Below are 25,982 nucleotides of genomic sequence, written 5' to 3' on the forward strand. Positions count from 1 at the left end.
CTCCTGTGGTTTCTGGGGCGTGACAAGCGCTCACCTGTGCTGCTAAAAATGCCCGGTCGCGTCGATCGCGAGCGGGCTCTCTACCCTTCATTCCTCTGCCCCGCGATGACGCACGTCCATGTCATCGCGCGCTTCGCTGTGCGCGATGCGTCTCTGGGGAGAGGGAAAGACAAGCGTGTTCAGGGGAGGAAAGTCCGCCGGTCTGCGGCGTGCCGGGATGGCGGTCCTGGCCGGCGTCGTGATCGGTCTGGTCGGCGCCACGCCGGCCCTCGCGGACCCGGTCGTCGCGGTTCCGGAGGGCGGCAAGTCCTACGGGCAGGTCCGGCTGGAGAAGGCCGGCGACAACCGGATCGGCTACACCCAGATCCACCCGATGTGGCTCAAGCTCGGCAACGAGCGGGCGGTCACCTACTGCATCGACCTGCACCACCCGGTCGCCCTCGGCAAGGACTACGAGGAGGGCACCTGGTCGGAGGCCGAGGTCAAGAACCTCGCCAAGGTCCAGTGGGTGCTGCTGCACGGCTACCAGGGGGCCGACGACAACGCCAAGCTCCTCGCGGACGCCGGCGCGACGACCGAGGGCGAGCAGCTGGGCGCGAAGCGCGTCAAGGAGCTGCTGTACCTCGCCACCCAGGTCACGGTGTGGCACTTCAGCGACGACGCGAACCTCGCGGGCAACGGCCGGGAGGGCGAAGGGCGGCTGCGGCAGAACGAGTACCGGCTCGTCGCCAAGGTCTACGGCTTCCTGAAGACCAACGCCACCGACCAGCCCGAGCCGAAGACCGAGCTGAAGATCGACCCGGCGTCCGCCGCGTCGGTCGAGGCGGGACAGAAGGCCGGCCCGTTCACCGTCACCGGCCCCAGCGGTGACATCCCGCTGACCGTCACCGGCGGCACCGCCGTCGACGCCGCGGGCGACCCGGTCACCTCGGTGACCAACGGCGGCCAGTTCTGGCTGACCCGGGACACGCCCGGCGAGGTCACCGTGGCGGCCAAGGCCCAGGCGTCCCACTCGACCGGCCGGGTCTTCCTGTTCAAGGGCGGCAAGCAGGCCAAGCGGCAGAAGCTCATCCTGGCCGGCCAGATCGGCGAGGAGCTGACCGCGGGCGCCAAGGCCGCGTTCACCCCGAAGCCGGAGACCACCCCCAGCCCGACCCCGTCGGTGACCAGCCCGTCGCCGAGCCCGTCGGTGACCTCGCCGGCCCCGTCCACCCCCGCCCCGTCGCCCAGCGTGCCGGGTGAGGGCGGCGGCGACGGCGGCGAGCTGCCGCAGACCGGCGCCTCGCTGTACGGCGCCATCATCGGCGGCGTGCTGCTGCTCGCCGCGGGTGTCGCGGCGCTGATCGTGGTGCGGCGCCGGAAGGTCCGCTTCACCGCCTGACCGACCTGACGCCGGCCCGCCCGGCAACGATCCGGCCCCGGTGCGTACACGCACCGGGGCCGCTTCGTCACCCACGGCTGGCCGAACGGACGGATCACATCCGGCAGAAGTGACCTTGAACGCCGGTTCCGGGCGCGAAGATCACCAAGGAGTGGCAGGTCAAGGGGGCGGTCGGACACCGAAAAAAGGATCTTCGGTCTGCGGCGGGCAGATCCCGGGCTAGTATCGGCTTGATAACGGCACCTGTACGCCACCGGCTCGGCGGTGTCACAGTGACATTCACTCACACACCCCCTCGTGAGCGTCTTGAGGAGGCACTCCCGTGCTTGGGAAAAGCCCATTGAAGATGGCGGTCGGTGCGACCGCCATCGCTTTGTTTGTCGCAGGCTGCAGCGGCGGAGGCTCCGATGAGCCCGAAGCCACGTCGAACACCGTCATCATCGGTATCGGCGAGCCGCAGCACCTGCTGCCGTCGAACACGACGGAGTCCAGCGGTGCGCAGGTGCTGGCCGCCCTGTACTACCCGCTGGTGAACTTCGACGCGCAGAACAACCCGTTCCTGGTGGCGGCGGAGTCCATCGAGTCCCCGGACAACAAGGTGTGGACCGTCAAGCTCAAGCCGGGCTTCACGTTCCACAACGGCGAGCCGGTCACCGCCGACAGCTACATCAACGCGTGGAACCACGGCGCGTACGGCCCGAACGGCAACGGCGGCGCGTACTTCTTCGAGCGCATCGAGGGCTACGCCGACCTGCAGTCGACCGACCCGGACGAGGACGGTCCGCAGGAGGCCCCGGAGCCCAAGGCCAAGACCCTCAGCGGTCTGAAGAAGGTCGACGACACGACCTTCACCGTGACCCTCTCGGCGCCGTTCTCCGGCTGGGAGTCCGTCATGGGCTACACCACCTTCTACCCGCTGCCCAACGCGGCGTTCTCCTCGCCCGGCGTCCTCGCCGAGGGCTTCGAGGAGGCCCCCATCGGCAACGGCCCCTTCAAGATGAAGGGCAAGTGGGAGCACGACTCGCAGATCGTGGTCGAGAAGTTCGCCGAGTTCAAGGGCGACCCGGTCAAGGTCGACGGCATCACCTACAAGATCTACCAGGACCAGAAGGCTGAGTACGCCGACCTGGTGGCGGGCAACGTCGACGTCCAGACGCAGATCCCGATCGAGAGCCTGGGCACCGCCCCGGCCGACCTGGGTGACCGCTTCAAGAAGAGCCCGAGCTCGTCGTTCGCCTTCGTGGGCTTCCCGACGTTCCAGCCCGAGTTCTCCAAGGTCGAGGTGCGCAAGGCCATCTCCATGGCGACGAACCGCCAGGAGATGACCGACCAGATCTTCCTCGGTTCGCAGACCCCGGCGACGTCGTTCGTCTCCCCGGTGGTGGCGGGCTACCGCGACAACTCGTGCGGTGAGGCGTGCACCTTCAACGCCGCGGCGGCGAAGGACATGTACACCAAGGCCGGCGGTCCCGCCGAGATCAAGATCACGTACAACGCCGACGGTGGCCACAAGGCCTGGGTCGACGCGATGTGCAACCAGCTGATCGCCAACCTCGGCATCAAGTGCACCGGCGTGGGCGAGCCCAAGTTCGCCGACCTGCTCACCAAGGTCGAGAAGAAGGAGCCGGTGGGTCTGATCCGCCTCGGCTGGATCATGGACTACCCGCTCATGGAGAACTACCTGGGCCCGCTGTACGGCACCAACGGCTCGTCGAACTACTACGGCTACAGCAACAAGGAGTTCGACAAGCTCGTCGCCGAGGGTTCGGCCGCCGGTACGCCGGAGGAGGCCATCCAGAAGTGGCAGCAGGCCGAGGACATCCTCGCCGCGGAGATGCCGGTCATCCCGCTGCGGCACGGTCAGAACGTGTTCGGCCACTCGCAGAAGGTCACGAACGTCGTGGTCGACGCGCAGGCCCGCGTGGACATCTTCAAGATCGAAGTCGCGTCCTGAGCTAGACCCGCTTGAGCGGTGGTGGCGTCACGGGTTTTGTGAAACCGTGACGCCACTGCCGTTTCCCCCGACGTAGTCGCAGGCCCACAAGGCGTGCGACGCTTCTTCCGCGGATGAGGCCGAACCGAATGTTCCGCTATTTCGTGCGGCGCCTACTCCAGATGGTCCTGACGTTCTTCGGGGCCACCTTCATCGTGTACGCGCTGATGTTCGCCAACCAGGACGACCCCCTTCAGGCCCTGGCCGGCGAGCGACCCCTGCCCGAGAACCAGCGGCAGGCACTGACCGAGCTCTACCACCTCAACGAACCCTTCATCGTCCAGTACGGCTACTACATGCAGGGCCTGCTGACGGGCGACTTCGGCCGGTCGCTGACCGGCCGGCAGATCGGCGACATGATGGCCGACGCCTGGCCCGTCACGATCAAGCTGGCCCTCATGGCGATCGTGATCGGCGCGACGTTCGCCGTCACGACCGGCGTCATCTCCGGCATCCGCCGGGGCGGCCCGTTCGACACCAGCACGCTGGTCTTCACGCTGGTCCTGCTGGCGCTGCCGATCGTGGTGCTCGCACCGCTCGCGCAGCTGATCTTCGGCATCAAGTTCCAGTGGTTCCCGGCCACGGCCGGACGCGACGCGACCTTCTTCCAACTGCTGCTACCGGCGATCGTGCTGGGCAGCCTGGTGGTCGCCACCGAACTCCGGGTCACCCGGGCGTCGGTCGCGGAGAACCTGCGGTCCGACTACGTGCGCACCGCCCGCGCCAAGGGCCTGTCCCGTCGGCGCGTCATCGGCGTCCACGTGTTGCGCAACTCGCTCATCCCGGTGGTCACCCTCATCGGCGTCGATCTCGGCGGCCTGATGTCGGGCGCGATCGTCACCGAGGGCGTGTTCAACATCCCGGGGGTCGGGTTCAACCTGTTCCGGGGGATCCGCACGGAGGACGGCCCGCTCGTCGTGGGCTTCGTCAGCATCCTGACGATCGTCTTCCTGGTGTCGAACCTGATCGTCGACCTCCTGTACGCCGCCCTGGACCCGAGGATCCGCTATGAGTGACCCCTCCGTCATCACCTCCAGCGAGGCGCCGAACACCGACGTCCCGACCGATCCGGGCGGTCCGCTCAAGACCGACAAGCCCCGCAGTCTCGCCGGCGACGCGTGGCGCGACCTGCGGCGCAACTGGATCTTCTGGGCGGCGTCCGTCCTGGTGCTGATCATCCTGCTGATGGCGATCTGGCCGACGCTGTTCACCTCGGCGGACCCGCGGTCCTGCGCGCTGTCGCGGCAGTACGACGGGCCGAGCGGCAGCGCGTACTTCGGGTACAACTTCCAGGGTTGCGACACGTTCGCCCGGACGATCCACGGGGCGCGCGCCTCGATCCAGATCGCCGTGGTCGCGACGCTGCTGTCGGGGCTGATCGCCCTGGTCATCGGCATGTCGTCCGGCTACTTCGGCCGCTGGGTCGACGCGATCCTGTCCCGGTTCATCGACGTCGTGCTCGGCATCCCGTTCCTGCTGGCCGCGATCGTGCTGGCGAAGCGCCTGTCGGCCGACCCGCAGAACAACGGGGTCTGGGCGGTCACCGTGACGCTCGGCGTGCTGGGCTGGACCACCGCGGCGCGCATCATGCGCTCGTCGGTGATCTCGGCGAAGAACCAGGACTACGTGGCGGCGGCGCGGATGCTCGGCGCGGGCCCCGGCCGGCTGATGCTGCGGCACATCCTGCCGAACTCGGCGGCGCCGTTCGTGGTGGTGCTGACGATCCTGCTCGGCATCAACATCGCCAGCGAGGCGACGCTGTCGTTCCTCGGCGTCGGGCTGAAGGGCAACGCCATCTCGTGGGGCATCTCCATCGCGGAGGCGTCGCCGTACGTGCGCACCGCCGCCGCCCCGCTGGTCTGGCCGTCCGTCTTCCTGGCCGTGACCGTGCTCGCGTTCATCATGCTCGGCGACGCGATTCGCGACGCCTTCGACCCGAAGCTGCGGTGACCCCGTCATGACCGACATCAAGGCTGAGTTCGAGGCCGTACCCGGCGTCGACCCCAACGCCCCCCTGCTCGAGGTCACCGACCTGCACGTCGAGTTCCGCACCCAGTACGGCGTCGCCAAGGCCGTCAACGGGGCGAACTTCCGGCTGGCCCCCCGCGAGACCCTCGCGATCCTGGGCGAGTCCGGCTGCGGCAAGTCGGTGACGGCGCAGGCCATCATGGGCATCCTCGACAGCCCGCCCGGGTTCATCACCCGGGGCGAGGTCCGCTACCGCGGCGTCGACGTGCTCAAACTGCCGGAGAACGAGCGCCGGCGGGTGCGCGCCAACCAGATCGCGATGATCTTCCAGGACGCCCTGTCGGCGCTGAACCCGGTCTTCACGGTCGGGTTCCAGCTCGGCGAGCTGTTCCGGATGCACCGCGGCATGTCCCGCGCGGACGCGAAGAAGCGGTCGATCGAGCTGCTCGACCAGGTGAAGATCCCGGCGGCGGCGTCGCGGGTGAACGACTTCCCGCACCAGTTCTCCGGCGGCATGCGCCAGCGCGTCATGATCGCCATGGCGCTGGCGCTCGACCCGGAGGTGCTCATCGCCGACGAGCCCACGACCGCCCTGGACGTCACCGTCCAGGCGCAGATCATGGGCCTGCTGGCGGAGCTGCAGCAGCAGCGCAACATGGGCCTCATCCTCATCACCCACGACATGGGCGTGGTCGCCGACGTGGCGGACCGCATCTCGGTCATGTACGCGGGCAAGGTGGTGGAGGAGGCGCCGGTCTACGACATCTACAGCCGGCCGGCGCACCCGTACGCCAAGGCGCTGCTCGAGAGCATCCCGCGGCTCGACATGAAGGGCCAGCAGCTCAGCGTCATCAAGGGCCTGCCGCCCGCGCTGACGAACATCCCGCCGGGCTGCCCCTTCAACCCCCGGTGCGGCTACGCCCGGGACGTCTGCCGGCAGGATCCGCCCCCGCCGCCGTACACCGTCGCCGCCGACCGCACCGCCCGGTGCCACTTCTGGGAGGAGGTCGTGAGCTCGTGAGCGACATCGTGCTCGAGACCAAGGACCTGGTGAAGCACTTCCCGATCACCCAGGGCATCGTCTTCCAGACCCAGGTCGGCGCCGTGCGCGCCGTCGACGGGGTGAACATCGAGCTGCGCCGCGGCGAGACGCTCGGCGTGGTCGGCGAGTCCGGCTGCGGCAAGTCGACCCTCGCCAAGCTGCTGGTGGGCCTGGAGAAGCCGACGTCCGGCGCGATCAACGTGCGCAACCAGAACATGGTGACGCTCAAGGGCGGCGAGCTGCGCCGGGCCCGGCGCAACATCCAGATGGTGCTGCAGGACCCGTACACGTCGCTGAACCCGCGCATGACGGTCGGCGACATCATCGGCGAGCCGTTCGAGATCCACCCGGACGTCGCGCCGAAGGGCGACCGGCAGCGCAAGGTGCAGGACCTGCTGGACACGGTGGGCCTCAACCCGGAGCACATCAACCGGTACCCGCACCAGTTCTCGGGCGGTCAGCGGCAGCGCATCGGCATCGCCCGGGCGCTGGCGCTGCGGCCGGAGATCATCGTCTGCGACGAGCCGGTGTCGGCGCTGGACGTGTCGATCCAGGCGCAGGTCATCAACCTGCTCGGGGCGCTGCAGGACGAGCTGGGGCTGTCGTACATCTTCATCGCGCACGACCTGTCGGTGGTGCGGCACATCTCCGACCGGGTCGCCGTGATGTACCTCGGCAAAATTGTGGAGATCGGCAACGACGAGGAGATCTACGAGAAGCCGACGCACCCGTATACGCAGGCCCTGCTCTCGGCCGTGCCGGTGCCGGACCCGACGCTGCGCGGGCTGCGCGACCAGATCGTGCTGGAGGGCGACGTGCCGTCGCCGGCGAACCCGCCGTCGGGCTGCCGGTTCCGCACGCGGTGCTGGAAGGCGCAGTCGATCTGCGCCGAGCAGGAGCCGCTGCTGGAGCCGCGGCCGAACTCGCCGCACCCGAGCGCCTGTCACTTCGCGGAGGTCCGCGACGTGATCTCGGCCGTCGAGTAGGCGATCCGTTCCACCCACGGGCCGCTGTGGCGGGGCGCGAGCCCCCTACAGCGGCCCGCGGCCTGCCCGGAGGATGAGCAGCGCGAGCTGGGTGCCGTCGGCGCCGAGGGCCTCGCGGAACCGCTCGACGATCTCCCGCTCGCGGCTCAGCACGAGCCGGGTGCCGCCGGACGCCATCCGGGTGCGGCCCACCTCCTGCGACAGGCGGGAACGCTCCAGCCACAGGTCGATGATCGTGCGGTCGATCTCGTCGATGCGTTCGCGGATGCCGCGGATCGCGTCGACGGCGTCGGCGTTCTCCGCGCCGGTGGGCTGTTCCGCCACGTCGGTGGCCATGGTCTGCTCCTCGGGTGCAGGTGGCCCGGACGCCCCGGCCCGGACAGCGCGATGCCCCGGGCTCGAGGAGCCCGGGGCATCGGTAGGTCTGTAGTTCAGACGCCTACGGCAGCCGGACTCCCGGTGCCGTAGAAAAATCGGTGCGTCTGGCCAGTCACGCAGGTGAGTATGCCCCCGCCGCAGGTGCGGCGCAAGGAAATCCGGTCAGGGGGCGAGCGTGATGCGGTTCTGCGGGCCGGGCTCCACCGGGCCGTCGGCGAGGTACGCGGTGAGCGCGTCGATGTCGAAGCCGGGCGCCGTGGCCCGGTCGGCGCCCTCGGTGAGGTTGGTGAAGCCGTCGCCGCCGTTGGCCAGGAAGTCGTTGGTGGTGACCCGGTAGGTGGCGGCCGGGTCGATCGGCGCGCCGTTCAGGGTCATCGCGGACACCTTGGCGCCGGGCGCCGCCGACGCGCTGTACGTGTACGCGAAGCCGCCCGACACCTGCAGGATGGCCTGCCGGCCCTGGCCGTCGAAGCCGACGAACTGCTGCTCCAGCACGTCCTTCAGCTGCTCCCCGGTGAACGTCTGCGTCACCACCAGGTTGTTGAACGGCTGCACGGTGAACGCCTCGCCGTAGGTGACGTCGTCGGGGCTGCCGGTGGCGGTCAGGTCGGCGCGGATGCCGCCCGGGTTCATGAGGGCGATCTGGGCGCCGGCGCCGGCGGTGTAGGCCAGCTGGGCGTCGGCGATGACGTCGCCGAGGGCGGACTCGCCCGCGGCGTTCGCGGCCCGGGTGATGCTGGCGCTGATCGAGCCGACGACCCGGTTGGCGATCGGGGCGACGGCCGCGCGGTACTTGTCGGCGACCGCCTTGGCGTTCGCGTCGACCAGGGCGGGGTTCTTCGCCCAGCCGTTGCCCTCGCGGACCCAGCCGCCGTTGCCGTCCGGCACGCCGTTCTCGACGACGACGTTGGTGGCGTCGATGTCGACGAACCGGTTGGTGCGCCGGTCGATGCTCACCTCGGAGCGGGTGATGAGCTGGCCGTTGTTGCCGGCGCTGGTGACGGCGGAGACGCCGGAGCGGTTGGGCAGCTCGCACGAGTAGAAGCGGTGCGTGTGGCCGGTGACGACGAGACCGAACTCGGGGTTGATGCCCTGGACGATCGGCACGATCGGGCCGGAGAAGTTGGCGCAGTCGCTGACGCCGGGGGTGACGGGCGGCGGCGACTGCTGGCCGCCCTCGTGGATGAGCAGCACCTGCGCCTTGACGCCGAGGAGCTTGAGCAGGTTGCTCCACCGGTTCGCCGTCTGCACCTCGTCGGTGAACGTGACGTCGCGGATGCCGGCCGGGTTCACGATGGCGGGCGTGCCCTCCAGGGTGAGGCCGACGAAGCCGACGGGCTCGCCGTCGAGGAAGCGGATGTCGATCGGGGGCAGGATCGGCAGCTTCGTCTTCTTGGAGATGGTGTTGGCGGCGAGGTAGGTGAAGTCGGCGCCGCCGAAGCCGTCGCCGTCCTGGCAGCCGTCGGTCGGGTGGCAGCCGCCGCGGGTGAGGCGGATCAGCTCGTCGACGCCCTCGTCGAACTCGTGGTTGCCGACCGAGCTGACCTCCAGCCCGATCTCGTCCATCAGCTCGATCGTGGGCTCGTCGTGGAAGGCGGCGCTGACCAGCGGCGACGCGCCGATGAGGTCGCCGGCGCCGACGGTCATCGTGTCGCGGCCGGCGGTCGCCGCCTCGGCGCGCAGGCGCTTGAGCCAGGTGGCGAGGTATTCCACGCCGCCCGCGGGGACGCCGTTGACGACCGCGCCGCTGCCGGCGGGCGGGTCGATCGCGCCGTGGAAGTCGTTGTAGCTGAAGAACGTGCCCGTGGCGACCGGGCCGGTCGGCTCGCCGTAGCTGACGCTCACGGGCGCCAGCGGGTCGGCGGCGGCCGGTGCGGCCGGATCCTCGCGGGGCGCGGCCGCCGGCAGGGTGGCGACGACGGCGAGCGCGAGAGCGGGTACGGCGGAATGGCGCAGCACTGCCCAGCCGGTTCGGCGGCGGCTGTGGTCCATGGTCGGTCTCCCGAGGTGACGAGGGTGGAGTCGACCTCATGTTTCCGCCTCGCCCACGAAGACCGCCACCGGACCGGGGTGACAGATTGATTGCGAACGGGCGTCGCGGGACGATGTCGGACCCCCGGCATAGACTCGCACCCGCGATGCAGTCACTCTTCGAATCCCCAGCGCCCGAGCCGGCCCCCGCGCGCCCGCAGCGTCCCCGGCTCGACCCCCGGTCCCTCGTCGAGGGCCTCAACGGCCCGCAGCGCGACGCGGTCGAGCACGCCGGTTCGCCGCTGCTCATCGTGGCGGGCGCCGGCTCCGGCAAGACGCGGGTGCTGACCCACCGCATCGCCTACCTGCTGGCCGCGCGCGACGTGCACCCGGGCGAGATCATCGCGATCACGTTCACCAACAAGGCCGCGGGCGAGATGAAGGAGCGCGTCGCCCACCTGGTCGGCCCGCGCGCCCGGCTGATGTGGGTGTCCACGTTCCACTCGGCGTGCGTGCGCATCCTGCGCGCCGAGCACGAGCACGCCGGGCTGAAGTCCACGTTCTCCATCTACGACGCCGACGACTCGCGCCGGCTGATGCAGCTGGTGGCCCGCGAGCTCGACCTCGACCCGAAGCGCTACACGGCGCGCGGCCTGGCCGCCCAGGTGTCGAACCTGAAGAACGAGCTGGTCGACCCCGACGAGTTCGCCGGGCGGGCGTCCGGGCCGAACGAGCGCGCCATCGCCGAGGCGTACACGCTCTACCAGCGCCGCCTCAAGGAGGCGCACGCGCTCGACTTCGACGACATCATCATGGCGACCGTCCACCTGTTCCAGTCGCACCCGCACGTCGCGGAGTCCTACCGGCGGCGGTTCCGGCACGTGCTGGTCGACGAGTACCAGGACACCAACCACGCGCAGTACGTGCTGATCCGCGAGCTGGTCGGCACCGACACCTCGGCCGAGGTGCCGCCCGGCGAGCTGTGCGTCGTCGGCGACGCCGACCAGTCGATCTACGCGTTCCGCGGCGCCACGATCCGCAACATCCTCGAGTTCGAGCGCGACTACCCGAGCGCCCGCACGATCCTGCTGGAGCAGAACTACCGCTCCACCCAGACCATCCTCACCGCGGCGAACGCCGTCATCGACCGCAACTCGTCGCGCAAGCCCAAGCGGCTGTGGAGCGACCAGGGCGCCGGCGAGCAGATCGTCGGCTACGTGGCCGACACCGAGCACGCCGAGGCCGACTGGGTGGCCCGCGAGATCGACCGGCTGCACGACAACCACGACGTGCGCTACGGCGACGTGGCGGTGTTCTACCGCACGAACAACCAGTCCCGCGTGTTCGAGGAGGTGTTCATCCGGGTCGGGCTGCCGTACAAGGTGGTCGGCGGGGTGCGCTTCTACGAGCGCAAGGAGGTCCGCGACCTGCTCGCCTACCTGCGCGCGGTGGTCAACGACGACGACACGGTCAGCATCCGCCGGGTGCTCAACACGCCGCGGCGCGGCATCGGCGACCGCGCGGAGGCGTGCGTCGAGGCGCTGTCGTCGCGCGAGCGCATCAGCTTCGGCGCCGCGCTGCGCCGGGCCGCCGACGCCCCGGGCATCTCCACCCGCGCCGTGAACGCCATCGGCGACTTCGTGGCGCTGCTGGAGGACCTGCGCGAGGTGGCCCGCACGTCGCCGCCGGAGGCCGTCCTGGAGGCGGCGCTGCAGCGCTCGGGCTACCTGGCCGAGCTGGAGGAGAGCATCGACCCGCAGGACGCCGGCCGGGTCGAGAACCTGCAGGAGCTGGTGAGCGTCGCCCGCGAGTACACGGAGCGCATCGAGGGCGGCGACGAGACCGCCACCCTGGCCGGGTTCCTGGAGCAGGTGGCGCTGGTCGCCGACGCCGACCAGATCCCGTCCGACGACCCGGAGCACTCCGGCGTGGTCACGCTGATGACCCTGCACACGGCGAAGGGCCTGGAGTTCCCGGTCGTCTTCCTGACCGGCCTGGAGGACGGCGTCTTCCCGCACATGCGGGCGCTGGGCGACAACAAGGAGCTGGAGGAGGAGCGGCGGCTCGCGTACGTGGGCATCACCCGGGCGCGGCAGCGGCTCTACCTGTCCCGGGCGGTCACCCGGTCGGCGTGGGGCGCCCCGCAGTACAACCCGCCGTCGCGCTTCACCGACGAGCTGCCGGGCGAGCTGGTGCGCTGGGAGCGCACCGAGGGCTCGTACACGTCCTGGTCGGGCCGCGGCGGCGTGGGCGGCCGGGCGGGCGGCCCGTCGTCGTCGTTCGCGGGCAACACGCCGCGGGCGCAGCGCCTGGCCGAGCGCATCGGCGTGGACGCGTCCCGGCTGGCCACGGCGAGCGACCTGAAGCAGGTGCCGAAGGTCGCGGCGGGCGACCGGGTCAACCACCAGCGCTACGGCCTGGGCCGGGTGCTGGCGGTCGAGGGGGCCGGGCCGGGCGCGCGCGCCCAGATCGACTTCGGCGACCAGACCATGTGGCTGGTGCTGCGGCACGCCCCGATCGAGAAGCTCTAGCCGGCCTCGGCGGCCAGGCGGCGGATCGTCGCCAGGTCGGCGCGCAGGGCGGCCACCCGCTCGTCGCCGAGGGCCCCGGCGATCCGGTGCTCGATGTCCGGGGCGTAGCCCTGCGCGACGGCGATGACGTCGTGCCCGCGGTCCGTCGGCAGCACGAGCTTGGCCCGCCGGTCGGCCGGGTCGGGCACCCGGGTGACGTAGCCGTGGGTCTCCAGGTGCTGCACGAGTTCGGCCATCGCCTGCTTGGTCATCTGGGCCCGCTCGGCGAGCAGGCTCACGGTGGTGCCGGTGTCGTCGAGGTACTGGAAGACGGCGGCGTGGGCGGGGCGTACCTGCTCGTGGCCGCGCTGGGCGAGCCGGGTGAGCACGAGGTCGTTGAGCGCGACGAACGCCTCGCGCAGCAGCACGGCCAGGTTCTCCGGGCGCGCCTGGCCGCCGAGGGCCGGTATCCGCGTTGACATCGTCAGGCTTCCTGTCTACTTTCGGGACATGGACATGCTACCTGTCGATTCGATCGATTCCACGCCCGAGGTCCTGAACCTGGGCGGCGACGAGGTCACCATCGTCGCCACCTGCGCGCAGACCAACGACGACCTGTTCGCCGTGGAGGTGCGGATGCCGCCCGGCGGAGGGCCGCCGCTGCTGCACCGGCACGCGCCGAGCGAGGTCTACCGCGTGCTGCGCGGCGAGTTCACCTTCTACGTCGAGGACGAGCCCGGCGGTCCGGTGCGCCGGGTGGCGGCCGGGCCGGGCGCCGTCGTGCCGCTCGCCGGCGGCACACCGCACTCCGTGCGCAACGAGTCGGCGGCCGAGGCGGTCGCGTTCGTGGTGCACACCCCGGGCCCGGTCATGGAGGGCTTCATCCGGGCGGTGGCGGCGCTGACCGAGGCCGAGAGCGCCGACATGGCCACCGTGCTGGCGGTCGCGGCGGCCAACGGCGTGGAGATGCTGGGCCCGATCCCGGCCTGACGGGCGGCGGGTGGCGTCAGGCGGCCGGCGCCGTGGCGCAGCCGCCGACGTCGACGCCGTGCGCGAGCAGCCACGCGGTCGGCTCGATCTGGTTCTTCCAGACGCCCTGGTGCACCTCGAAGTGCAGGTGCGGGCCGGTCGAGTGACCGGTGGAGCCCTCGAGGCCGATCTGCTGACCGGCGTGCACGACCTGGCCCGGCTCGACCACGGTGACGGACATGTGGCCGTAGTGGGTGAGGTAGCCGTTGCCGTGGTCGATCAGCACGGAGATGCCGTAGCCGCCCGCCCACGCGCCCGCCTGCACGACGGTGCCGGCGCCTGCGGCGACGATCGGCGTGCCGCTCGGGGCGGCCAGGTCGACGCCCGCGTGCAGCCGGCCCCAGCGCGGGCCGTAGCAGGAGGTCACGGAGCCCTGCGCCATCGGGTTGACCCAGACGGGCGGCGGGGTCGGGCTGGCGGTGGTGCGGACCTTGGCGGCCGCGCCGGCGAACCGGTCGCGGGCGGTGGTCGCGCTCGGGGTGGGCGTGGCGGTCGGCGTGGCGGCGACGATCTCGACCGACGGCTGAGGCGCGGCGGTCAGGGCGGGGGCGGGCAGGCCGGCGGGCAGGGCGGCCTGGGTGTTCAGGGCGGCGTCCGCGGCGTCGACGGAGGGGGAGGCGCCCGCGACGGCGGCGGAGATGCCGGCGATGCCGACGCCGGCGACGAGGGCGGCGGCGACGGCGGTGGACCGGCCGCGGTCGGTGACGATCGGAGTCCGCGGGGCGCGGTGGCGGGGCAGCCCTTCGGCGCGGTGGCGGCCGCGTGCGTGGGTGTCTCGGCGGTGGCGCACGGCGGGGAACTCCTGAGGGTCTCGGCGATCCGACAAGAGTCGTGTCGGCGGCCGAGGGCGGAGCCCTGAGGTGCAGAAAGGGTGCGTTCGCCCGGTTCGGTGCAGGGTGGTTGCAGCGCCGGGTGCGATCCGGTGCGGGCGGGTGGATCAGCCGGCGGCGAGGCCGCCGTAGACCGCTTCGACCTTCAGCTTGACGTCGACGCCGCGCTGGCGCAGGAGGCGCACCGGGTCGGTCGGCTTGCCCTGGACGTGGGTCTCGAGGTGCAGGTGGGGCCCGGTCGAGTGGCCGGTGCTGCCGACGGTGCCGAGCACGTCGCCGGCGTTGACCTGCTGGTCCTGCGTGACGCGCAGGCTGCCCGCGTGGGCGTAGAGCGTCTGCGTGCCGTCGGGCTGCTCGACGATCACCTTGTTGCCGTAGCCGCCGTCGTAGGCCGCCCAGACCACCTTGCCGGCGTGGATCGCCTTGAAGGGGGTGCCCTCGGGGGCCTTCAGGTCGATGCCGCCGTGCAGCTTGTTCCACCGCATGCCGTACGGGTTGGTGAAGACGTAGTCGTCGAGCGGCAGGAGCCAGACGTCGTTCTCGGAGATCTGCGGGGCGGACTCGGCGCCGCGGGCGGCCCGGTCGGCGGTGTCCTCGGCGCGCTGCGCGAAGGCGTCGGCGCTGACGGAGGAGTCCTGCAGCTCGGCGAGGACGGTGGCGTCGACGGCCTTGGTGTCCGGCATGCCGCTGGCGGCGCCGAGGGCGACCACACCCGCGCCGACGAAGGCGGAGGTGACGACGACCGCGTAGCGGCCGCGAGGAGGGGTGGGGACGCGGCGCCGACCGCGGTACCGGTCGGGCTCAGACGACAAGCGCTGACGCACGCACAACCCTCCGTCGTTGACAAGGCCGTCGGCCGCCCTGGCCACCGGTGGGACCGGGGGTGAATTCAGGGCTGCCGGGATGTCAAACGGGTGTGAAGCCGGTTGACAGCCGTGGGCCACGGTAACCAACCGTCAGGCGCGTCACAAGTCGCCGAGCCAATTCCATGACAGTTAGTCTCGGCGTTACGAAGGCCTATGCCCGAATTCGTAACCAATTGCCGAGACGCTCGTTGGTGGCGCTCTGTTACCGAGGCCACAACGGAAAGTCATGTGACGGGAATGACGCTATTCGGTGCTTGCCATGATCGGAAGGGGTGTTCCGCCTGCTGGCGCGCCGCTCCGGCCGTCCGGCTACCCCCGGACTCCGGTGGGGGTTAGTGTTCGTTCAGGTGGGCGCACCCGACCGGGTGACCCCCGGCACCCGCAAAGGAGCGGACATGGCGGAGCGGATCCGGGTCGTGGTGGCCAAACCGGGCCTCGACGGGCACGACCGGGGCGCGAAGGTGGTGGCCCGCGCGCTGCGCGACGCCGGCATGGAGGTCGTCTACACCGGCCTGCACCAGACGCCGGAGCAGATCGTGGCGACCGCCATCCAGGAGGACGCCGACGCCGTGGGGCTGTCCGTGCTGTCCGGCGCCCACATGACGCTGTTCAAGCGCGTGTCCGAACTGCTCGCCGAACGCGGCGCCGACGACATCGTGCTGTTCGGCGGCGGCATCATCCCCGAATCCGACATCGCGGAACTGCGCGAGCTGGGTGTCGCGCACATCTTCACGCCCGGCGCCACCACCGCGTCGATCGTCGACTGGGTGCGCGCGAATGTGGCGACGTCGGTCAGCTGACCGACGTCAATGCGCATTCCCCGGAAAAGGAAAAGGGGAGAGGCCGGACGCACCCCTCACACGTCCGGCCTCTCATGCACGATGCCCCGCCGCCACCCCTCGACCGACAGGGCATCGGCCGTTTCCCGCCGGTGCGCTCAGCGCTCCGACACCTGACTCAACGACGGCCCGCGCGGGCGGTTACGCCGGTCCGGCGGAAGTTTCGCGGAAGAACCCGGCGGGATCGCCGAGGGGCTGCGCGCCCGCCCCGTGATCCGTACCCTGTCGGCCCGTGACGGTCATCCCCCCGCCCTACGCGGTGGTCCCGCGGATCCCCGCGGACCAGCCGTTCGTCGTCCAGCCCAGCGCCACCAAGCGGGCGCTGCTGCTCGGCGGGCTCACCCTCGGCACGTTCCTGGTCGTGGGCTCGCTGCTGGCGGTGTTCCTGACCGTGCTGTTCGACCCGGGCTTCGCCGGCGTCATGGGGATCGTCGGCTGCCTGCTGCTGTCCGGCCTGTTCTTCACCGGGCTGCAGTTCGCGGTGCAGCACCGGGCCGGTCCCGCGCTCGCCGTCGGGCCCGACGGCCTGTGGATCCGCACCCGGCCGTTCCGCAGCGGCGGCATCTGGCTGCCCTGGGCCGCCGTCGCCGAGGTGTACCGGCGCACCTGGCTGCCCGAGCGCTACCTGTGCGTGCGCCCCCACGACCCGCGCGCCGGCCAGCACCTGGGCGGGTTCGGCGGGCTGGACGCCGCCATGAGCAAGGGCGTGTTCGGCACCGGGCTGCTCGTCAGCCTGCGCACCGCCGACCGCTCCGAGGACGAGATCATGCGGGCCGTCGCCTGGTTCGCCGCCGGCCGGGTGCCCGTGCGCTGACGGTGGCGTGCTGCACACCGTCCACCCGCCCCGCGTGTCGCGGCGCCCGGCTCGCTACGCTCGCGGAAAGCCGTCTGTACGGCGGCGGGCAACCTCTTTTCTCACCACTGGCGGCGAGGCCAGGCAGCCCCGCCGCGACGAAGATCGTCGACCCCGGGCGCCGTGCGGCCCCCGCAGTCGCGAGCGGAAGGGCTTACGTGGACCTGTACGAGTACCAGGGGCGCGACCTCTTCGAACGGCACGGGCTTCCCGTGCTGGGCGGCGGCGTCGCCGAGACCCCTGCGGAAGCGCGCGCGATCGCCGACCGGCTCGGTGGGCGGGTCGTCGTCAAGGCGCAGGTGAAGGTCGGCGGCCGCGGCAAGGCCGGCGGCGTCAAGCTGGCCGACGGGCCCGACGAGGCCGAGGCCCGCGCCGCGGACATCCTCGGGATGGACATCAAGGGCCACACCGTGCACAAGGTGATGCTCGCCGAGACGGCCGACATCACCGAGGAGTACTACCTCTCCTTCCTGCTGGACCGCGCGAACCGCACCTTCCTGTGCATCGCGTCGGTGGCCGGCGGCATGGACATCGAGGCCGTCGCCGTCGAGACGCCGGAGAAGGTGGCCAAGGTCGCCATCGACCCGAACGTCGGCGTCGACGACGCCAAGGCGCAGGAGATCGTGACCGGCGGGCAGTTCCCGGCCGAGGTCGCGGGCCAGGTCGCCGACATCGCCAAGCAGCTGTGGCAGGCGTTCGTCGCCGAGGACGCCACGCTCGTCGAGGTCAACCCGCTCGCCAAGGTCGGCAGCGGCCAGGTGCTCTGCCTGGACGCCAAGGTCACCCTCGACGAGAACGCCGGGTTCCGGCACCCCGACCACGAGGCCCTCGTCGACCAGTCGGCGGTGGACCCGCTGGAGCAGGCCGCCAAGGAGAAGGACCTCAACTACGTCAAGCTCGACGGCGAGGTCGGCATCATCGGCAACGGCGCGGGCCTGGTCATGTCGACGCTCGACGTCGTCGCGTACGCCGGCGAGGGCCACGGCGGCGTCAAGCCGGCCAACTTCCTCGACATCGGCGGCGGCGCCAGCGCGGCCGTCATGGCCAACGGACTCGAGATCGTGCTGTCGGACCCGTCGGTCAAGTCGGTCTTCGTGAACGTCTTCGGCGGCATCACCGCCTGCGACGAGGTCGCCAACGGCATCATCCAGGCCCTCGCCCTGCTGGGCGAGCGCGGCGAGCAGGTCACCAAGCCGCTCGTCGTCCGCCTCGACGGCAACAACGCCGAGGCCGGCCGCGCCATCCTGGACGGCGCGAACAACCCGCTCGTCGAGCGGGTGGACACGATGGACGGTGCGGCCGAGCGCGCCGCGGAGCTCGCGGCTGCGGGGAAGTGACGACATGGCGATCTGGCTGACCAAGGACTCCAAGGTCATCGTGCAGGGCATGACCGGCTCGGAGGGTTCCAAGCACACCCGCCGCATGCTGGCGGCCGGCACCAACGTCGTGGGCGGCGTCAACCCGCGCAAGGCGGGCACCACCGTCGACTTCGACGGCACCTCGCTGCCGGTCTTCGCGTCCGTCGCGGACGCCATGAAGGAGACCGGCGCCGACGTGACGGTCATCTTCGTGCCGCCGCAGTTCACCAGGAGCGCGGTCGTCGAGGCGATCGACGCCGGCATCGACCTGGCGGTCGTCATCACCGAGGGCGTGCCGGTGCACGACACCGCCGCGTTCTGGGCGCACAACCTGGCGGCCGGCAACAAGACCCGGATCATCGGGCCGAACTGCCCCGGCATCGCCTCGCCCGGGGCGTCCAACGCCGGCATCATCCCGGCCGACATCACCCCGCAGGGCCGCATCGGCCTGGTCAGCAAGAGCGGCACGCTGACCTACCAGCTCATGTATGAGCTGCGCGACTTCGGCTTCTCCACCTGCGTGGGCATCGGCGGCGACCCGGTCATCGGCACCACCCACATCGACGCCCTCAAGGCGTTCCAGGACGACCCCGACACCGACGCCATCGTCATGATCGGTGAGATCGGCGGCGACGCCGAGGAGCGGGCCGCCGAGTTCATCAAGGCGAACGTCACCAAGCCGGTCGTCGGCTACATCGCCGGCTTCACCGCGCCGCCCGGCAAGACGATGGGCCACGCCGGCGCCATCATCTCCGGCTCGGCCGGCACCGCCGACGCCAAGAAGGAGGCCCTGGAGGCCGCCGGCGTCAAGGTCGGCAAGACCCCCAGCGAGACCGCGCGCCTCATGCGCGAGGTCATGAGCTGACCATGGTTTCATCAGCGCCCCGCCGGTCCCCGTTGGCCGGCGGGGCGCTGTCGTTGCGCGATTCGCCGTCGCCCGGGGCGGCCGTCCGTGCCAAAGTAGGTCGCGATGCCTGTCACGCCTGACCGACCCGACGCGGAGGACCGACCGTCCTCCGCCGACGAGGCGCGCGAGACGGTCCCCCTCGACCCCGGCCAACGGCCCACCGTCCGGGTCGGGGTGCGGCCCGCCGCGCCCGAGCGGGAGACCGTGTCGCTGAGCCGGGAGACCGTCCAGCTCGGCCGCCCCGGCGAGCGCCCCGCCGCCGGTGACGACCACGACGCCGGTGACGACCGCGAGACCGTCGTCGTGCCCCGCCAGCGCGAGCAGGGCGGCCGGGCCGGCGGGCGGGCGCCCGTCGTCGTGGCCGCCGCGTTCGCCACCCTCTGGGCCGCCGTGCTGTCCTGGCTGCCCGTCACCGTCGTCATGGGCCTGGCCCAGCTCGCCGAGGACACCGGCTCGCCGCTGGGCGCCGCCCGCGCCGGGCTGGCCGGGTGGCTGCTCGGCCACGGCGTGCCGCTGACCACCCCGCTCGGCCCGCTCGGCATCGCCCCGCTGCTGCTCACCGCCCTCATCGCCTGGCGGCTCGTGCGCGCCGGCATCCACGTCACCCGGGCCGTCGGCGCCCGGCGCAGCGGCCGGGTCCGCGACGCCGCGCTCGTCGCCGCCGCCGTCGGCGCCGCGTACGCCGCGCTCGGCGCGCTCGCCGCCGTGCTGGTCGGCAACGCCGGCGCGGGCCGAGCCGCCGTCACCCTGGCCGGGTTCGGGGCCGTGTTCGGCTTCGCCGGTGCCATGCGCGGCACCCACGCCGTGCGCGCCGTCGCCCGCCGCACCCGCCCCGTGCTGCGCCACGGCCTGCGCACCGGCACCGTCGCCGCCCTGCTGCTCGTCGCCGCCGGCGCCGCCACGCTCGGCCTGTCCACCGCCCTGGGCGGCGGGCAGGCCGCCGACCTCATCGGCGCGTACCGCACCGGCGTCGCCGGGCAGGCCGGCATCACCCTGGTCAGCCTCGCGTTCGCGCCCAACGCGGCGGTGTGGGCCACGGCGTACCTGCTCGGCCCCGGCTTCGCCGTCGGCGCCGGCACCGAGATCTCCCTGACCGACGTCGCGGTCGGGCCGCTGCCCGCCGTGCCACTCGTCGCCGGCCTGCCCGACGGCCCCGTCGGCGGCCCGGGCGCCGCCCTGCTGGCCGTCCCGGTGCTCGCGGCCGCCGTCGCCGGCTGGCTGCTCGGCCGCCGCCTCCAGCGCCCCCGCACCACCCCGAACGGCCGGGTGACGCCCGAACCGGCCCGCTGGTCGCTGCTGCTCGGCGCCGCCGCCGTCGCGGGCGTCTCCGGCGGCGCGATCCTCGGCGTGGCCGCGTGGCTGTCGTCGGGGCCGCTCGCCGGTGGCCGGCTCAGCGAGATGGGCCCGGTGCCGTGGCAGACGGCCGCGTTCGCGGCGGTGGTCATCGCGCTCGGCGCGCTGCTCGGCGCCGCCGCGGCCCGCACCTTCGGCGCCCCGCGCACCTGAGCCGCGTGCCTTCGGGCACCCCGGGCCGGTCGTCCGGCCATCGGCGGCGGCGCCGCGCCCCGCCGGCCGGTCGCCGTCAGTACGGTCCCCGCATGCGAAGGCCGGTCACCCCCGCGCTCGTCGTCTCCGCGTGCGCCGCGCTGCTCGCGGCCTGCGGCCCGGCCGCCGGCCCGCCGCCCGGCGCGCCGTCGGCGCCGTCGGCGGCGCCGGTGACGACCGCCGCGGACCCCACCCCGGCCACGGCGGCTCCGTCGGCGGTCCCGTCGGCCGCGGCGGTCACTGCGCCGCCCGCGCGCGTGAGGCCGACCGCGACCATGGCCGCCCCGCGGCCGCGCGGGCTGTCGACGGCGGCCGCCTGCCGCCGGGTCGCCGCCGCGGGCGGACCGTTCTTCGACGTCCTGTTCGACGAGGGCACGGCGCGACCCGAGGGCGAGCCGCTGCCGCGGGAGTACCTCGACCGGGTGCACCGGGTGGCGCCGAGGTTCGTCCGGACGCTGCGGGCCACCGCGGCCGACGCCCGGGACACCAGGGTCCGCCGCGCGCTGAACGCCTACGCCGCCAAGGTGCAGCGGCACGTCGTCGACAGCCCCGACCTGGCCGGGCTGACCCCCGAGAACTCCGGCTGGCTGCTCGACCTCGGCGAGCTGTGCGGGGACTCGCTGGACTAGCCGTGGACGCGCGAAGGGCGCCCCGCGTGCTGCGGGACGCCCTCCGGTGCCGTGCGGGGTGACTTACGGGGCGGTCGACGCCGAGAAGTCGTACCAGCCGCTGGCGAAGCCGATGATGTTCAGCACGATGCCGACGGCGACCAGGCCGAACGCCACGTAGGCGAGGGTGGGCTGCTTGCCCGCCTTCTTGGCCTCGAGCAGCGACAGGATCGCGAACACGATGCCCAGCGGCGTGCAGCACAGGGCGAACACGATGCCGAGCACGCCCCACAGCGTGGTCTTGTCGTTGGCGGCAGGGGCCGGCTGGCCGTAGGGCTGCTGGCCGTAAGGGGGTGGCGTCATAGAGTCACAATCCTCGGTCGGTTGATGGGCGGCCGGGGTACTCCGGCGCGCGCAGCGACCGGCAGCGTACCGTGCCGAGGCGGGTTTGATCAGCCCGTACGCGCCGTACGGGCCGGTCACGGGCCGGAACCTGGCCCGAACGCGCCGCCCGATAGGGTGCACGGGTGATTGCCCCCGCCCCAGCCCGGCTCGTCGTGCTCGTCTCCGGCTCCGGGAGCAACCTGCAGGCCCTGCTCGACGCGACCGCCGACCCGGCGTACGGCGCCCGCGTGGTGGCCGTCGGGGCCGACCGGGAGGGCACGCTCGGGGCCGAGCGGGCCGCGCGCGCCGGGGTCCCCACGTTCGTGGACGTGGTCAAGGACTACCCGACCCGCGACGAGTGGGACGCGGCGCTGACCGCGCACGTCGCCCAGCACCAGCCCGACCTGGTCATCTCGGCCGGGTTCCTCAAGCTGGTCGGCAAGCACTTCCTGACCGCCTTCGGCGACCGCTACATCAACACGCACAACGCGCTGCTGCCGGCCTTCCCCGGCATCCACGGGCCGCGCGACGCGCTCGCGTACGGGGTGAAGATCGCCGGCGCGACCCTCTTCTTCGTCGACGCGGGTGTCGACACGGGCCCGATCATCGCGCAGTGCAGCGTCCCGGTGCTCGACGACGACACCGAGGAGACGCTGACCGAGCGGATCAAGGACGCCGAGCGCCGCCAGCTCGTGGAGCAGGTCGGCCGGCTGGTCCGCGAGGGCTGGACCATCACGGACAGAAAGGTCACCATTCCATGAGCGACGAGGGGCGGCGCCCGGTCAAGCGGGCCCTGGTCAGCGTGTACGACAAGACGGGCCTGGCCGAGCTGGCGCAGGCGCTGCACGCGGCGGGCGTCCAGGTCGTGTCGACCGGTTCCACGGCGTCGGCGATCGAGGCGGCCGGTGTGCCGGTGACCCGCGTCGAGCAGCTGACCGGGTTCCCCGAGTGCCTCGACGGCCGGGTGAAGACGCTGCACCCCAAGGTGCACGCGGGCCTGCTGGCCGACCTGCGGCTGCCGGCGCACGCCGAGCAGCTCGCCGACCTGGGCGTCGAGCCGTTCGACCTGCTGGTGTCCAACCTGTACCCGTTCACGGAGACGGTGGCGTCCGGCGCGACCGCCGACGAGTGCGTCGAGCAGATCGACATCGGCGGCCCCGCCATGGTCCGCGCCGCGGCCAAGAACCACCCCTCCGTGGCGGTCGTGACCGACCCGGAGGCGTACCCCCTGGTGGTGGAGGCCCTCGCCGGCGGCGGTTTCACGCTGGCGCAGCGCATGGCCCTCGCGGCCCGCGCCTTCGGCGACATCGCCGAGTACGACGTGGCGGTCGCCGCGTGGACGGCCCGCGAGCTGGCCGGCGACGACGCGTTCGCCGGGTTCGCGCTGCGCCGCGCCGCGGTGCTGCGCTACGGCGAGAACCCGCACCAGGCCGCGGCCCTGTACACGGACGCGGCGGCGCACCCCGGGCTCGCCCAGGCGGAGCAGCTGCACGGCAAGGAGATGTCGTACAACAACTACGTCGACGCGGACGCGGCGTGGCGCTCGGCCAACGACTTCACCGAGCCGTGCGTGGCGATCATCAAGCACGCCAACCCGTGCGGCATCGCCGTCGGCCTGGACGTGGCGGACGCGCACCGCAAGGCGCACGCCTGCGACCCCGTGTCGGCGTACGGCGGCGTCATCGCCGTCAACCGCATCGTGAGCGCGGCCATGGCCAAGCAGGTCGCGGAGGTCTTCACCGAGGTCCTGGTGGCGCCGGGGTTCGAGGAGGAGGCGCTGGAGATCCTGCAGCAGAAGAAGAACATCCGGCTGCTGATCGCCCCGCCGTGGCAGCCCGCGGAGATCGAGTACCGGCAGGTCAGCGGCGGCATGCTCGCCCAGCACGCCGACCGGGTGGACGCCGACGGCGACGACCCGAAGACGTGGCGCCTGGTCGCGGGCGAGCCCGCCGAGGCCGACATCATGGAGGACCTGGCGTTCGCCTGGCGGGCGATCCGCTCGGTGAAGAGCAACGCGATCCTGCTGGCCAGCGACGGCGCCACCGTCGGCGTCGGCATGGGCCAGGTCAACCGGGTCGACTCCGCCCACCTCGCCGTCACCCGCGCGGGCGCCGACCGCGTCGCCGGCTCGGTGGCCGCGTCGGACGCGTTCTTCCCGTTCGCCGACGGCGCCCAGGTGCTGATGGCGGCCGGCGTCGCCGCGATCGTGCAGCCCGGCGGGTCCATCCGCGACGACGAGGTCATCGCCGCCGCCCAGGAGGCCGGCGTGACGATGTACTTCACCGGCACCCGGCACTTCTTCCACTGATGCGCACCGTCGAGGGCCAGCTCTTCTCGGGGGAGGACTGGGCCCTCGACGAGGTGGAGCGCACGCACTACGAGCAGTGCGTCTTCACCGACGTCGACTGGACGGAGTCCCGCCTGACGGGGTGCACGTTCTCCGGCTGCGAGTTCGGCAACGTGCGGTTCAACGCCGCCGAGCTCGTCCGGTGCGCGATCGTCCAGTCGACGCTGCGCCGCTGCTCGTTCTTCGACGCGGCGCTGACCGACTGCAAGCTGACCGGCACCGAGTTCGTCGACTGCGAGCTGCGCCCGCTGCGGGTCGACGGCGGCGACTGGTCGTGGGTGCTGCTGCGCGGCGCGAACCTGAGCGGCGTGCGGTTCGGGCCGCTGCGGCTCGCCCACGCCGACCTGTTCGCCGCCGACCTGACCAAGGCGGACCTGCGCGGGGCGGACCTGTCGGAGGCCCGGCTGCGCGACGCCCTGCTCGCCGGGGCGGACCTGCGGGGCGCCGACCTGGACGGGGTGAACCTGCGCGAGGCCAACCTCGCCGGGGTGCGCATCGACCTGGCCCAGGCGGCGCAGGTGGCGACGGCGTACGGCGCGGTCGTCGAGGCCTAGCGCAGCTCGAGCCGGGTCACGTCGACGACCTCGTACACGTCCAGGGTCACGCCGGTGACCCGCTCGGAGTGGCCGACGGCGCGCTGCCCCCAGCGCAGCGGGATCGCCGGCATGTCGCGCACCAGCACGTCCTCGATCTGCTGGTGCAGCGCCGTGGCGGTGGCCGCGTTCCTCGCGGTGGTGGCCTTCTGGGCGAGGGTGTCGACGTCGCCGCTCTGGTAGCCGCCGTAGTTGGAGGACCCGGCCGCGGTGAACAGCGGCGTCAGGTAGCTCTCCATCGACGGGTAGTCCATCGACCACGACATGCGGAACAGGCTCACCGGGGCGCCGCGGCGCACCTCGTCGAGCAGGGCGTCGAGCGTGTCGTACGGCGCCGGGGTGCAGGTGACCGCCAGCGCGGCGGTGAGCTGGGCGCACGCCGCCGTCACCCAGTCCGCGTGCCCGCCGTCGGCGGTGTGGGCGACGGTGAGCTCGGCGGGGCCGTTCGCCGCGGCGTAGAGGGCGCGGGCGGCGCCCGGGTCGTGCCGGCAGGGCGCGCCGCACGCGTCGGCGCGGTGGCCGGGCACCAGCGGCGGCACGAACGAGCGGGCCGGCTGCTCGCTGCCGGGGGCGTGGGCGGCGACGAGGGCGTCGCGGTCGAGGGCCATCGAGACGGCCTGGCGGGCGCGCGGGTCGGCCAGGCCGGGCGCGGCCAGGAACGTCATCGTGGACGTCGGGACGACCGCGTACCGGTCGCCGAGGCGCTCGGCGGCGCCGGCCAGCTCGCCGGGCGGCAGGGCGGCGTCGACGTCGAGGTCGCCGTCGAGCAGGTCGCGGTAGGCGCGGCCGCTGGACGGGTACACCCGGAACTCGATGCTGCCGACCCGGCCGGGCGCCGGGTGCGCGTCGTAGCGCTCGACGCGGAGCCCGTCGTCGCCGTCGCCGCCGGCCAGCCGGTACGGGCCCTGGCCGACGACGGCGCCGGCGAAGCCGGGACGCAGCCGGCCCGGCGACTCCCAGGCGGCGGCGGGCAGCGGCAGGAACGCCGGGTGGCCGAGCATCGCCGGGAAGTCGGGGAACGGCAGCGCGAGCCGCACCTCCACGGTGCGCTCGTCGGCGGCCTTGAGCCCGTACAGGGTGGTGGCGGGCGGGGCGTCGCCCTGCATGTCGGCGAAGCCCTGGACGCGGTCGAGCAGGTAGGCGTTGCGCTGCCGGTTCGGGCCGTACGCGGCGTAGTTCCAGGCGGTCACGTAGTCGGCGGCGGTGACCGGGCTGCCGTCGTGGAACGTGTAGCCGTCCGCGAGGGTGATGCGCCAGGTGCGGTTGTCCTTCGAGGTGACGGCGGACGCGGCGGCGGGCACCGGCCGGCGCTGGTCGTCGTAGCGCACCAGCGGCGTGAACAGCGCGGCCAGCACCTGCGCGGAGTCGCGGTCGCCGGCGGCCGACGGCAGCAGCTCGGCGGGCCCGCCGATCGCCACCGAGACGTCGGCCGGGTCGCCGCCCGGGCCGGTGAGGGCGCAGCCGCCGAGGGCCAGCACCGCGACGACGGCGTGCACGACTCTCACTGGCCCAACCCCCTGACGTGATCCGGCCCACCGTAGGGGATGCGGGTGGGCTCGCACACCCCGGGCCGACCTTCGGCCGGACAGCCGTA

Annotated in this window: 24 protein-coding genes; 17 read left to right on the top strand and 7 right to left on the bottom strand. The window is 72.5% G+C overall.

From position 1 onward, the window contains the following. Positions 1 to 217: 217 nt before the first annotated feature. From Sya03_RS17955 to Sya03_RS17980, 6 genes are all read left to right on the top strand, one after another. Complete coding sequence (locus tag Sya03_RS17955; protein WP_203939454.1) at positions 218 to 1,381, top strand: thioester domain-containing protein; 1,164 nt, start codon at positions 218 to 220, stop codon at positions 1,379 to 1,381. A gap of 346 nt (positions 1,382 to 1,727) precedes the next feature. Continuing rightward, a complete protein-coding gene (locus Sya03_RS17960; RefSeq protein ID WP_203939455.1) occupies positions 1,728 to 3,335 on the top strand; it encodes a peptide ABC transporter substrate-binding protein in 1,608 nt (535 codons plus the stop codon). A gap of 128 nt (positions 3,336 to 3,463) precedes the next feature. Next, the gene (locus Sya03_RS17965; protein WP_203939456.1) at positions 3,464 to 4,390 is read left to right on the top strand and encodes an ABC transporter permease; all 927 of its coding nucleotides are present in this window, start codon (positions 3,464 to 3,466) and stop codon (positions 4,388 to 4,390) included. Then, positions 4,383 to 5,324, top strand: a complete 942-nt coding sequence (locus tag Sya03_RS17970) for an ABC transporter permease (RefSeq protein WP_203939457.1) — start codon at positions 4,383 to 4,385, stop codon at positions 5,322 to 5,324. The genes Sya03_RS17965 and Sya03_RS17970 overlap by 8 nt, the downstream gene beginning before the upstream one ends. A gap of 7 nt (positions 5,325 to 5,331) precedes the next feature. Continuing rightward, positions 5,332 to 6,363, top strand: a complete 1,032-nt coding sequence (locus tag Sya03_RS17975; protein WP_203939458.1) for an ABC transporter ATP-binding protein — start codon at positions 5,332 to 5,334, stop codon at positions 6,361 to 6,363. Then, positions 6,360 to 7,370 carry an ABC transporter ATP-binding protein gene (locus tag Sya03_RS17980; RefSeq protein ID WP_203939459.1) on the top strand — a complete coding sequence of 337 codons (1,011 nt, stop codon included), beginning with the start codon at positions 6,360 to 6,362 and terminating at the stop codon, positions 7,368 to 7,370. Before Sya03_RS17975 ends, Sya03_RS17980 begins: the two co-directional genes overlap by 4 nt. A 45-nt stretch (positions 7,371 to 7,415) precedes the next feature. On the opposite strand, the gene Sya03_RS17985 is transcribed toward Sya03_RS17980, so the two are convergent. Beyond that, positions 7,416 to 7,706 carry a chorismate mutase gene (locus Sya03_RS17985; protein ID WP_203939460.1) on the bottom strand — a complete coding sequence of 97 codons (291 nt, stop codon included), beginning with the start codon at positions 7,704 to 7,706 and terminating at the stop codon, positions 7,416 to 7,418. Positions 7,707 to 7,910: 204 nt separating this feature from the next. Continuing rightward, a complete protein-coding gene (locus tag Sya03_RS17990; protein ID WP_203939461.1) occupies positions 7,911 to 9,740 on the bottom strand; it encodes a bifunctional metallophosphatase/5'-nucleotidase in 1,830 nt (609 codons plus the stop codon). Positions 9,741 to 9,886: 146 nt separating this feature from the next. Here Sya03_RS17990 and pcrA point away from each other — a divergent pair, with 146 nt between their 5' ends. Next, a complete protein-coding gene (pcrA, locus tag Sya03_RS17995) occupies positions 9,887 to 12,250 on the top strand; it encodes a DNA helicase PcrA (RefSeq protein WP_203939462.1) in 2,364 nt (787 codons plus the stop codon). Here pcrA and Sya03_RS18000 read toward each other — a convergent pair. Then, positions 12,247 to 12,711 carry a MarR family winged helix-turn-helix transcriptional regulator gene (locus Sya03_RS18000; protein ID WP_203939463.1) on the bottom strand — a complete coding sequence of 155 codons (465 nt, stop codon included), beginning with the start codon at positions 12,709 to 12,711 and terminating at the stop codon, positions 12,247 to 12,249. The two genes, pcrA and Sya03_RS18000, sit on opposite strands and share 4 nt — an antisense overlap. Before the next feature lie 28 nt (positions 12,712 to 12,739). On the opposite strand from Sya03_RS18000, the gene Sya03_RS18005 reads away from it, so the two are divergent. Beyond that, positions 12,740 to 13,219 carry a cupin domain-containing protein gene (locus Sya03_RS18005; protein ID WP_239107633.1) on the top strand — a complete coding sequence of 160 codons (480 nt, stop codon included), beginning with the start codon at positions 12,740 to 12,742 and terminating at the stop codon, positions 13,217 to 13,219. 16 nt (positions 13,220 to 13,235) lie between these two features. Here the strand turns inward: Sya03_RS18005 and Sya03_RS18010 are convergent, their stop codons facing one another. Both Sya03_RS18010 and Sya03_RS18015 read right to left on the bottom strand, forming a co-directional pair. Beyond that, positions 13,236 to 14,048, bottom strand: coding sequence for a M23 family metallopeptidase (locus Sya03_RS18010; protein WP_203939464.1), 813 nt, complete (start codon positions 14,046 to 14,048; stop codon positions 13,236 to 13,238). Between the two features lie 147 nt (positions 14,049 to 14,195). Then, positions 14,196 to 14,912, bottom strand: a complete 717-nt coding sequence (locus tag Sya03_RS18015; protein WP_203939465.1) for a M23 family metallopeptidase — start codon at positions 14,910 to 14,912, stop codon at positions 14,196 to 14,198. A 437-nt stretch (positions 14,913 to 15,349) separates the two neighbouring features. Between Sya03_RS18015 and icmB the strand changes: the two genes are divergently transcribed. The 6 genes from icmB to Sya03_RS18045 all read left to right on the top strand — a co-directional run bounded on the left by icmB (position 15,350) and on the right by Sya03_RS18045 (position 21,085). After that, complete coding sequence (icmB, locus tag Sya03_RS18020) at positions 15,350 to 15,754, top strand: coenzyme B12-dependent isobutyryl CoA mutase small subunit (RefSeq protein ID WP_203939466.1); 405 nt, start codon at positions 15,350 to 15,352, stop codon at positions 15,752 to 15,754. A gap of 271 nt (positions 15,755 to 16,025) precedes the next feature. Continuing rightward, complete coding sequence (locus tag Sya03_RS18025; RefSeq protein ID WP_203939467.1) at positions 16,026 to 16,607, top strand: hypothetical protein; 582 nt, start codon at positions 16,026 to 16,028, stop codon at positions 16,605 to 16,607. A gap of 197 nt (positions 16,608 to 16,804) precedes the next feature. Beyond that, the gene (gene sucC / locus Sya03_RS18030; protein ID WP_203939468.1) at positions 16,805 to 17,983 is read left to right on the top strand and encodes an ADP-forming succinate--CoA ligase subunit beta; all 1,179 of its coding nucleotides are present in this window, start codon (positions 16,805 to 16,807) and stop codon (positions 17,981 to 17,983) included. A gap of 4 nt (positions 17,984 to 17,987) precedes the next feature. Next, positions 17,988 to 18,869 (top strand): succinate--CoA ligase subunit alpha, encoded by an 882-nt coding sequence (gene sucD / locus Sya03_RS18035; RefSeq protein ID WP_203939469.1) that lies wholly within the window; start codon positions 17,988 to 17,990, stop codon positions 18,867 to 18,869. A gap of 105 nt (positions 18,870 to 18,974) precedes the next feature. Next, the gene (locus tag Sya03_RS18040) at positions 18,975 to 20,417 is read left to right on the top strand and encodes a cell division protein PerM (RefSeq protein WP_203939470.1); all 1,443 of its coding nucleotides are present in this window, start codon (positions 18,975 to 18,977) and stop codon (positions 20,415 to 20,417) included. Positions 20,418 to 20,509: 92 nt separating this feature from the next. Beyond that, positions 20,510 to 21,085, top strand: coding sequence for a hypothetical protein (locus Sya03_RS18045; protein WP_203939471.1), 576 nt, complete (start codon positions 20,510 to 20,512; stop codon positions 21,083 to 21,085). A 63-nt stretch (positions 21,086 to 21,148) separates the two neighbouring features. Here Sya03_RS18045 and Sya03_RS18050 read toward each other — a convergent pair whose 3' ends face one another. Then, positions 21,149 to 21,427, bottom strand: coding sequence for a DUF4190 domain-containing protein (locus Sya03_RS18050; protein WP_203939472.1), 279 nt, complete (start codon positions 21,425 to 21,427; stop codon positions 21,149 to 21,151). A gap of 164 nt (positions 21,428 to 21,591) precedes the next feature. Here Sya03_RS18050 and purN point away from each other — a divergent pair, with 164 nt between their 5' ends. From purN to Sya03_RS18065, 3 genes are read left to right on the top strand one after another with little or no spacing between them, the layout of a single operon-like run. Further along, positions 21,592 to 22,209 carry a phosphoribosylglycinamide formyltransferase gene (gene purN, locus Sya03_RS18055; protein WP_203939473.1) on the top strand — a complete coding sequence of 206 codons (618 nt, stop codon included), beginning with the start codon at positions 21,592 to 21,594 and terminating at the stop codon, positions 22,207 to 22,209. Next, positions 22,206 to 23,756: a bifunctional phosphoribosylaminoimidazolecarboxamide formyltransferase/IMP cyclohydrolase gene (purH, locus tag Sya03_RS18060; RefSeq protein ID WP_203939474.1), complete on the top strand. Its 1,551-nt coding sequence runs from the start codon at positions 22,206 to 22,208 to the stop codon at positions 23,754 to 23,756. The genes purN and purH overlap by 4 nt, the downstream gene beginning before the upstream one ends. After that, entirely contained in the window at positions 23,756 to 24,349 is a 594-nt protein-coding gene (locus tag Sya03_RS18065) for a pentapeptide repeat-containing protein (protein WP_203939475.1), read from the top strand. The genes purH and Sya03_RS18065 overlap by 1 nt, the downstream gene beginning before the upstream one ends. Here Sya03_RS18065 and Sya03_RS18070 read toward each other — a convergent pair. Further along, complete coding sequence (locus Sya03_RS18070) at positions 24,346 to 25,893, bottom strand: peptide ABC transporter substrate-binding protein (RefSeq protein WP_203939476.1); 1,548 nt, start codon at positions 25,891 to 25,893, stop codon at positions 24,346 to 24,348. The genes Sya03_RS18065 and Sya03_RS18070 overlap by 4 nt on opposite strands. Positions 25,894 to 25,982 lie beyond the last annotated feature (89 nt).

It is taken from the genome of Spirilliplanes yamanashiensis (assembly GCF_016863475.1).
Classification (GTDB): Bacteria; Actinomycetota; Actinomycetes; order Mycobacteriales; family Micromonosporaceae; genus Spirilliplanes; species Spirilliplanes yamanashiensis.

Coding starts and splice junctions, on each gene's coding strand:
- Sya03_RS17985 (WP_203939460.1), bottom strand. CDS start 7,706: ATGGCCACCGACGTGGCGGAACAGCCCACCGGCGCGGAGAACGCCGAC.
- Sya03_RS18040 (WP_203939470.1), top strand. CDS start 18,975: ATGCCTGTCACGCCTGACCGACCCGACGCGGAGGACCGACCGTCCTCC.
- Sya03_RS18000 (WP_203939463.1), bottom strand. CDS start 12,711: ATGTCAACGCGGATACCGGCCCTCGGCGGCCAGGCGCGCCCGGAGAAC.
- Sya03_RS17975 (WP_203939458.1), top strand. CDS start 5,332: ATGACCGACATCAAGGCTGAGTTCGAGGCCGTACCCGGCGTCGACCCC.
- Sya03_RS18050 (WP_203939472.1), bottom strand. CDS start 21,427: ATGACGCCACCCCCTTACGGCCAGCAGCCCTACGGCCAGCCGGCCCCT.
- purH (WP_203939474.1), top strand. CDS start 22,206: ATGAGCGACGAGGGGCGGCGCCCGGTCAAGCGGGCCCTGGTCAGCGTG.
- Sya03_RS17990 (WP_203939461.1), bottom strand. CDS start 9,740: ATGGACCACAGCCGCCGCCGAACCGGCTGGGCAGTGCTGCGCCATTCC.
- Sya03_RS18045 (WP_203939471.1), top strand. CDS start 20,510: ATGCGAAGGCCGGTCACCCCCGCGCTCGTCGTCTCCGCGTGCGCCGCG.
- Sya03_RS17965 (WP_203939456.1), top strand. CDS start 3,464: ATGTTCCGCTATTTCGTGCGGCGCCTACTCCAGATGGTCCTGACGTTC.
- sucD (WP_203939469.1), top strand. CDS start 17,988: ATGGCGATCTGGCTGACCAAGGACTCCAAGGTCATCGTGCAGGGCATG.
- icmB (WP_203939466.1), top strand. CDS start 15,350: ATGGCGGAGCGGATCCGGGTCGTGGTGGCCAAACCGGGCCTCGACGGG.
- Sya03_RS18005 (WP_239107633.1), top strand. CDS start 12,740: ATGGACATGCTACCTGTCGATTCGATCGATTCCACGCCCGAGGTCCTG.
- pcrA (WP_203939462.1), top strand. CDS start 9,887: ATGCAGTCACTCTTCGAATCCCCAGCGCCCGAGCCGGCCCCCGCGCGC.
- Sya03_RS17970 (WP_203939457.1), top strand. CDS start 4,383: ATGAGTGACCCCTCCGTCATCACCTCCAGCGAGGCGCCGAACACCGAC.
- Sya03_RS17955 (WP_203939454.1), top strand. CDS start 218: ATGGCGGTCCTGGCCGGCGTCGTGATCGGTCTGGTCGGCGCCACGCCG.
- Sya03_RS17960 (WP_203939455.1), top strand. CDS start 1,728: ATGGCGGTCGGTGCGACCGCCATCGCTTTGTTTGTCGCAGGCTGCAGC.
- Sya03_RS18065 (WP_203939475.1), top strand. CDS start 23,756: ATGCGCACCGTCGAGGGCCAGCTCTTCTCGGGGGAGGACTGGGCCCTC.